This window comes from Metabacillus niabensis, assembly GCF_902829255.1.
GTDB classification, from domain to species: Bacteria; Bacillota; Bacilli; order Bacillales; family Bacillaceae; genus Metabacillus; species Metabacillus niabensis.
Genome location: NZ_CADEPK010000003.1, coordinates 1 through 7,793 on the forward strand (window position 1 = coordinate 1; position 7,793 = coordinate 7,793).

General features: G+C 35.5%; 9 protein-coding genes. All 9 read right to left on the minus strand.

What is annotated here, in order from left to right; all coding sequences use genetic code 11:
* Positions 1–145 precede the first annotated feature (145 nt).
* Positions 146–1,645 (minus strand): lysine--tRNA ligase, encoded by a 1,500-nt coding sequence (gene lysS / locus HU235_RS00830; protein ID WP_095302797.1) that lies wholly within the window; start codon positions 1,643–1,645, stop codon positions 146–148.
* Positions 1,646–1,890: 245 nt separating this feature from the next.
* On the minus strand, positions 1,891–2,892 hold the full coding sequence (dusB, locus tag HU235_RS00835; protein WP_174879099.1) for a tRNA dihydrouridine synthase DusB: 1,002 nt from the start codon (positions 2,890–2,892) through the stop codon (positions 1,891–1,893).
* Positions 2,893–2,912: 20 nt separating this feature from the next.
* Positions 2,913–3,119, minus strand: a complete 207-nt coding sequence (locus tag HU235_RS00840; protein ID WP_095302795.1) for a helix-turn-helix domain-containing protein — start codon at positions 3,117–3,119, stop codon at positions 2,913–2,915.
* Complete coding sequence (folK, locus tag HU235_RS00845; protein WP_174879101.1) at positions 3,071–3,598, minus strand: 2-amino-4-hydroxy-6-hydroxymethyldihydropteridine diphosphokinase; 528 nt, start codon at positions 3,596–3,598, stop codon at positions 3,071–3,073. The genes HU235_RS00840 and folK overlap by 49 nt, the downstream gene beginning before the upstream one ends.
* Positions 3,595–3,957 carry a dihydroneopterin aldolase gene (gene folB / locus HU235_RS00850; protein ID WP_145584350.1) on the minus strand — a complete coding sequence of 121 codons (363 nt, stop codon included), beginning with the start codon at positions 3,955–3,957 and terminating at the stop codon, positions 3,595–3,597. Before folB ends, folK begins: the two co-directional genes overlap by 4 nt.
* A complete protein-coding gene (gene folP / locus HU235_RS00855) occupies positions 3,950–4,801 on the minus strand; it encodes a dihydropteroate synthase (RefSeq protein WP_174879103.1) in 852 nt (283 codons plus the stop codon). The genes folB and folP overlap by 8 nt, the downstream gene beginning before the upstream one ends.
* Before the next feature lie 14 nt (positions 4,802–4,815).
* Positions 4,816–5,676, minus strand: coding sequence for an aminodeoxychorismate lyase (gene pabC / locus HU235_RS00860; protein ID WP_174879104.1), 861 nt, complete (start codon positions 5,674–5,676; stop codon positions 4,816–4,818).
* A 1-nt stretch (position 5,677) separates the two neighbouring features.
* Positions 5,678–6,265, minus strand: a complete 588-nt coding sequence (gene pabA / locus HU235_RS00865; protein WP_174879106.1) for an aminodeoxychorismate/anthranilate synthase component II — start codon at positions 6,263–6,265, stop codon at positions 5,678–5,680.
* 5 nt (positions 6,266–6,270) lie between these two features.
* Complete coding sequence (locus HU235_RS00870) at positions 6,271–7,689, minus strand: anthranilate synthase component I family protein (protein WP_174879108.1); 1,419 nt, start codon at positions 7,687–7,689, stop codon at positions 6,271–6,273.
* Positions 7,690–7,793: the final 104 nt, after the last annotated feature.

Consider the following 7,793-nt stretch of genomic DNA (forward strand, 5'->3'; position numbering starts at 1 on the left):
TTAATTAACTCCTTGCTTTCTCAATAACCTTTTATTTATCATTTATACTTATTCTCTAAAGGATCAATAAAAAAGCGAGAGTTCCCTTAGATAAAACTAAGGAATCCCTCGCTTATTTTAATTTGAATTTAAAAAACAAGTCGTTTTACTTATGTCTCATTTGTGGGAATAATAATACATCTCGAATAGAAGGTGCGTTTGTTAACAGCATAACTAATCGATCGATTCCAATACCTAATCCACCAGTTGGAGGCATACCATATTCTAATGCTTCTATAAAATCCTCATCCATCATATGAGCTTCATCATTACCTTGCTCACGCTCTTTCAATTGAGCCTCAAAACGTTCCTTTTGGTCTATTGGGTCATTTAACTCAGTAAATGCATTCGCGTGCTCTCTCGCTACAATAAACAATTCAAAACGGTCAGTAAAACGTGGATCATCCGCGTTTTTCTTCGCTAAAGGAGAGATTTCTACTGGATGACCATAGATGAATGTTGGTTGAATAAGTTTTTCTTCAACCTTTTGTTCAAAGAATTCATTTACGATATGACCGTAAAGCATGTGTTCACCAATTTCAACATTATGCTCTTTAGCTAAAGCTCTAGCTTCTTCAACAGACATCTCTTTCCAGAAATCTGCTCCTGTGTATTCTTTAATTGCATCAACCATATGAAGTCTTGTCCACTTAGGCTCAAGATTAACTTCATATTCACCGTATTGGATTGTAGTTGTTCCTAATACTTCTTTCGCGATATGCGCAATCAAATTCTCTGTTAATTCCATGATATCTTGATAATCTGCATATGCTTCATAAAGTTCAATCATCGTGAATTCAGGGTTGTGGCGTGTTGAAACACCTTCATTTCTAAATACACGACCTATTTCATAAACTTTTTCCAACCCACCTACAATAAGGCGTTTCAAATGAAGCTCAATAGCAATACGCATATACAAAGGCATATCTAGTGCATTATGGTGAGTGATGAATGGTCGCGCAGATGCACCACCAGGGATTGAATGCATAGTTGGTGTTTCAACCTCAAGGTAGCCATGATCATCAAGGTATCGACGCATTGCTTGAATTATTTTACTTCTAAATATAAAAGTCTTTTTACTATCAGGATTCATAATCAGATCAACATATCTTTGACGATAGCGTTGTTCGATATCTTTTAATCCATGGAACTTGTCTGGTAATGGACGTAAAGCCTTTGTTAACAGCTCAAACTTCTCTACTTTTATTGATAGTTCTCCTACCTTTGTTTTAAAGACATTACCAGTAACACCTATAATATCTCCTAAATCGGCAGAATTAAAAATTTCGTATGCCTCATCTCCGATAGCATCCTTACGAACATAAATTTGAATTTGTCCCGATAAATCTTGTATATGGGCAAAACCAGCTTTTCCTTTACCACGTTTCGTCATAATACGACCTGCTATTGTAACCGGGATTTCCTTTTCATCAAGCTCTTCTTTTGTTTGTCCGTCATATAAATCAATAATATCCTGTGTTTGATGTGTTCTCTCAAAGCGTTGACCGAATGGGTCTAAGCCTTTTTCTTGTAGATTATGTAACTTCTCACGTCTTACCCTTAACTGGTCATTTAATTCTTCTTGATTCATTTCTTCTTGGCTCATGTTTGCAACTCCTAATCTTTATTTAGAACATTATGTAAGACATTCACGCCCAAATCTAACATAGTCCTAATTTTTTATACAAAATATAGTAGTTTAAATATTGTTTATACTTAGACCATCCGAAACAACGTCTAAAAAAGTATTCCTTAACCCTTAGTTTAACACAATCTATGCTTTTTCTTCATAGATTTCGTCATTAAAAAAAAGCAGAAAACTGCCAGGGAATACTGGCAGTAAAACAATCATTAACCTACTAGACTTGCGCTTTTTTCTTTTGCTTCAATTTCGAGAACAAATTCATCTAAAAGAGTAACAAATTCTTCTCTCGTATTCATCAAATTAACATCATTCCGAACTTTAGCATTACCTCTAATGCCTTTTAGATACCAGGCGGCATGTTTTCTCATTTCACGGACAGCAATATTTTCATTTTTTAATGCAATTAGGCGATCAAGATGAAGTTTACATACTTCCATTTTTTCTCTTACACCTGGTTCACCCATCAATTCGCCAGTTTCTAAATATTTAACTGTTCGGTAAATCATCCATGGATTACCTAATGCAGCACGACCTATCATTACACCGTCTACACCTGTTTCATCAAGCATCCGCTTTGCATCTTGAGGTGTATTTACATCACCATTACCAATGACCGGGATGCTGACAGATTGCTTTACTTCTTTAATGATATCCCAATTTGCAGTTCCTTCATACATTTGAACACGGGTTCTTCCGTGTAAAGCAATTGCTTTTCCGCCTGCTCGTTCAACCGCTTGGGCATTTTCTACAGCATAAATATGATCTTCATCCCAGCCCATACGCATTTTTACTGTTACCGGCTTTTCTACAACGTCAACAACTGCTGAAACCATATCATAAATCTTATTCGGGTCTAATAGCCATTTAGCACCTGCATCACATTTTGTAATTTTAGGTACTGGGCATCCCATATTAATGTCAATAATATCTGCGGTTGTGTTTTTATCTACAAATCTCGCTGCTTCTACAAGTGTTTCTTTTTTCCCACCAAAAATTTGTAAGCTTAAAGGTTTTTCACGCTCATCAATATAAAGCATCCCCATTGTCCTTGCGTTATTATACAAAATTGCCTTATCACTTACCATTTCTGCACATACTAAGCCAGCACCAAACTCTTTGACTGTTAAACGGAATGCTGAATTACAGACGCCTGCCATTGGAGCCAGTACAATTCTATTTTTTAATTCAATATCCCCAATTTTAAACATTCCAAACCCCCTTTCCTTTTTTATTCATTTGGATTTAATTCATCAACAGAAATATCAAGAGCATTAGCCACTTCCTCGATAAACTGTTTACTTGGTTCACGGTTGCCTCTTTCTATTTCACCTAATACTGAAACAGAAACACCAAGGTCTTTCGCAAAACTTTCTTGGGTAAAGCCTTTTAACTTTCTAAAAGCGCGAATACGTCTACCCCATTTTTCTGCTTCCATATTCGTACCCCTTCTTTATCTTGTAATTGATCTATGATAGATGATAATGATTCACCTTTATCTGCGATGTGAATATTCTTGTTTAATTCATATAATGGAATTAATACAAAAGAACGTTCATGCATTCGTGGATGTGGAACCATTAATTGTTCCGATACAATATTTTCATGATTATAAAGCAAAATGTCAAGGTCTAATGTACGAGGTCCCCATCGCACAATCCGCTTCCGATTGAAATGATTCTCCGTATTTTGCAAGACATTTAGCAATTCAAAAGCTGATAAATCGGTCTTTATACGTATGACCATATTTAAAAATTTATCTTGATCGGTATAACCAATTGGTTCTGTCTCATAAATGGAGGAAATATCTACCACTTCAATTTTAGGATGTTTATGGATTTTTTTTACGGATTGCAGCAAGTATTCCTCTCGATCTCCGATATTAGAACCAATTGCAATATATGACTCAACTTTCATACTCTGCCCCTTGTAATTTCAACTGCAACATCCTTATAATGACCTCTTATTGGGGGATCAGGCTTAATTAGTTTTACAGTGCAGGTTTGAACAGCTTTAAATGTTGAGAGTATTTCTTTAGCAATGTTCTCAGCAACCGCCTCGATTAGCTTAAATGGCTGACCTTCTACAATTTCCTTACAACGATTATATAACATCGCATAGTTCACCGTATGCGTTAAATCATCAGTCTCTCCTGCCTTAGACAAATCTAATTCAACCGTTAAATCAACTCTAAATCTCTGACCTAATTTTGTCTCTTCTGCTAAAACACCATGGTATCCGTAAAACTCCATACCATTTACATAAATCTTATCGATTTTGGTATCCTCCTTTTCCAAGCATAGCATCCATCATTTTAGCCATTCTTGAAATCTCTAACACATCATGGATTCTCACGATTTGACAACCTCTTTCAATTCCTAAGCAAACCGTTGCTCCTGTTCCTTCCATACGGTCATTTGCAGGTAAATCCAATACATGTCCAATAAATCGTTTCCTAGATGTTCCTAATAATACTGGGTAACCGAGCGCCACAAATGCATCTAAATGGTTCATTACCTGCAAATTATCATCCATTGTTTTTGCAAAGCCTACACCTGGATCTAAGATGATATTTTCATCTTTTACACCTGCATCTTTTACGATTTTAACAGATTCTATTAAATCTTCTATCATGTCAGGAATTAAATCTTTATAGTTTAGGTTGTTACGATTATGCATTAAAATAATCGGCACATTATATGTCGCAGCAACACTTGCCATATTTGGATCTGCTTTTGCACCCCAAATATCGTTAATAATCGTAGCTCCAGCTTCAATTGATTGCTTTGCAACTTCCGCTTTATATGTATCGATTGAAATTGGAACATCAACTTCTTCCGAAAGCCGTTTAATGACTGGGATAACACGTTTGAGCTCTTCCTCAACTGAAACAGCTTCAAAACCAGGTCTTGTCGACTCTCCACCAATATCAATAATATCAGCCCCGTTTTTCACCATTTCTTTTGCGTGAGTTATTGCACGATCTAGTTCTACATAACTTCCACCGTCTGAAAAAGAGTCAGGTGTAATATTCAAAATTCCCATAATTAAAGTTTTTTCACCGTAATCGAGTATATGTTTTCCACAAACGATTTTTTCGTTACTCGTTACTCTATTCATAGTTAACACTACCTTTACATCTCATCTATACTTAATAGTTTTGACCGAAACCTTGCATATAACTCATTTAACTTTCTGTATACTTCCCCATCCTTACCAGCTAACTCATAGCTATCGACTTTTTTAACAGCCAAAATCTCTTGTGATGAGTTTGTAATCAAAACTTCCGATGCACCTTTTATTTCTTCCTTTGGATAAAAACCTTCCTCACAAGGTATATTCAGAATAGCTAAGCATTTGATGACAAATAGCCTAGTAATTCCGTTTAATATTCCCGTATCTAAAGATGGAGTATAAACTTTATTACCCTTTATCCAGAAAATATTCGATACAATTCCTTCCGCAATATATCCTTCCCTTGTTAAAAAAATCCCTTCTACATCAGGATGATTTATAAGTTCTCTTTTACCTAATATATTATTTAAATAATGGTGGGATTTTAGGCGAAAATCCCCCTCTGGTGTATTTCTTCGCAACTTTAAAAACGCCGCATTCTTCTCTTCTACTTCTAAGGATGGCGCCTTTCTAATAAACAATAGAATTGTAGGTTGTCTATAATCCTGTACAAGCTTTCCGACCTCACCTACACCCGCTGAGATATTTAAACGAGCTGTCACATCTTCCTCTTCAAAACCATTTAGTTTTACTAACTGTTTAATAATAGACTTTATTTCATCAAAATCAATTTGATAGTATATCCCTAATTCTCTAAGAGCCTCTTGAAGTCTTCGCATATGATCATGAAGGAGAAACGGGAATCCTTTATAAATCCTAAATGTTTCAAATGCACCTATACCATAAAGAAAGCCATGATCGAATGGAGAAATCGTGGCTTCCGTATCCTTTATAAATTGTGAATTGCAATAAATATACACGTTATAAACTCTTTTCTACTAATTTATAATGCTGAATAAAATTGCTTAATAAATCCTTACCAAATGATGTCATAATTGACTCAGGATGAAATTGTACACCTTCAATCGGAAGTGTTTTGTGTCGGATTGCCATTATTTCATTCTCATCGGTCCATGCGGTAACTTCTAGACAATCTGGAAGGGTTTCATTTTTTACAATTAACGAATGATAACGTGTCGCTGTAAACGGATTTTCTAGATTTTCAAAAATCGTCTCACCGTTATGATTAATCTTTGACGTTTTTCCATGCATTAAACGTTCAGCACGAACAACATCGCCCCCAAACACTTGGGCAATTGATTGATGTCCTAAACAAACTCCAAATATAGGGATTTTACCAGCAAAATACTTAATTGCTTCCATGCTAATTCCTGCTTCATTCGGACTACAAGGACCAGGAGAAATCATGAGAAATTGGGGATTTAATTCCTCAATTTCACTAATAGTAATCTCATCATTTCGCTTTACAACCAATTCCTCTCCTAGTTCACCTAAATACTGGACTAAATTAAATGTAAAAGAATCATAGTTATCAATCATTAATATCACTATTCTCACCTCAGGTCTCTTATTTTCTCTTCTTTACTCAACTCAATTGCTTTCATTAATGCTTGAGCCTTTTTTAATGACTCTTTATATTCAAATTCCGGATTGGAATCAATGACAATTCCCGCTCCAGATTGAACATACCCATATCCATCTTTAGCTAGTAATGTACGAATGACTATATTAAGCTCCATATTTCCATCAAAGCCAATCCACCCTATAGAACCAGTATAAATTCCTCGTCTAGTCGGCTCTAACTCCTCAATTATTTCCATTGTACGCACTTTAGGTGCTCCTGTTATTGTACCACCTGGGAAGGTAGCTTTGATAACGTCGGCAAAATTTATACCGGTTTTCAATGTCCCTTCAACATTCGATACAATATGCATAACATGTGAGTATTTTTCAATTACCATAAATTCATTTACATGAACCGTTCCATATTCACATACTCGTCCTAAATCATTTCTTTCGAGATCAACAAGCATGACATGTTCTGCCCGTTCCTTTTCATTTTCAATTAACTCATTTGCTAGCTTCAAATCTTCTTGCTCACTCATCCCTCTAGACCTTGTCCCAGCTATTGGACGAGTGCTAACTTTGTTTCCTTGTTTTTTCACTAGAAGCTCTGGTGAACCACTTACTATTTGTAAATCCGGAAAGTGGAGGTAAGCCATATAAGGAGATGGATTGACCTTTCGAAGTGTTTCATAAATTTCGAATGGATGGCATTCTAAAGGTAAATGCTGCCTGATTGAGAGATTCACTTGAAAAACATCACCTTTTGAAATGTAATCCTTTATAGATTCCACCGCATTTAGAAAATCCCTTTTGGAAAAAGTTATCGGGTCTCCCGTCTTTTCTTCTTGCTTTTTCAGATCGTGAGCCTGTACAGTCCCCTTCGTTATCCATTTTTCTTTCCACGCAAGTAGCTTTGCTTCAGCAGATAACCTTTCCTGCTCACGATAATAATGAGTAATTAACCAGAGCTTGGACGTCTCTTGATCAAATATAGCAACATCATCAAAAAGCATAAAGTATAAATCTGGCGTATTTAAGTCATCAGCCGCTATCTCGGGCAATTTTTCAAAATATCTAACATAATCATAACTAATAAATCCAATTGCTCCCCCCTGAAAGTCTGGCAAATTTGGATCTGTTTCAGTTTGATATTCTTTTAACCAGTTCTGAAATAACTCAAGAGGTTCCCCATCAAGCACAAGTTTTTTTGGTTCTTTAGTAATAAATAATTTCTTATTTTTCCCCATTATAGTAGCAACCGGATGTAACCCTGCAATACTATATTTACCACCACGCCCACTTTCAAGGAAAGCATGATGTTCTTCATTTCCACTCAAATATTTATATTGCTTGAAAAAATCGCCATTAAATTCAAAACTTATGCCTAATGATGCTCTCTGTTGCATTCAAATCTCTCCTTTAAAACTCTTATTTATTATTTTACATAATTGGAGAAGAGAAGCTATAAATTATTTATAAATAATACCGAATTATTAGTCTATAACAAAAG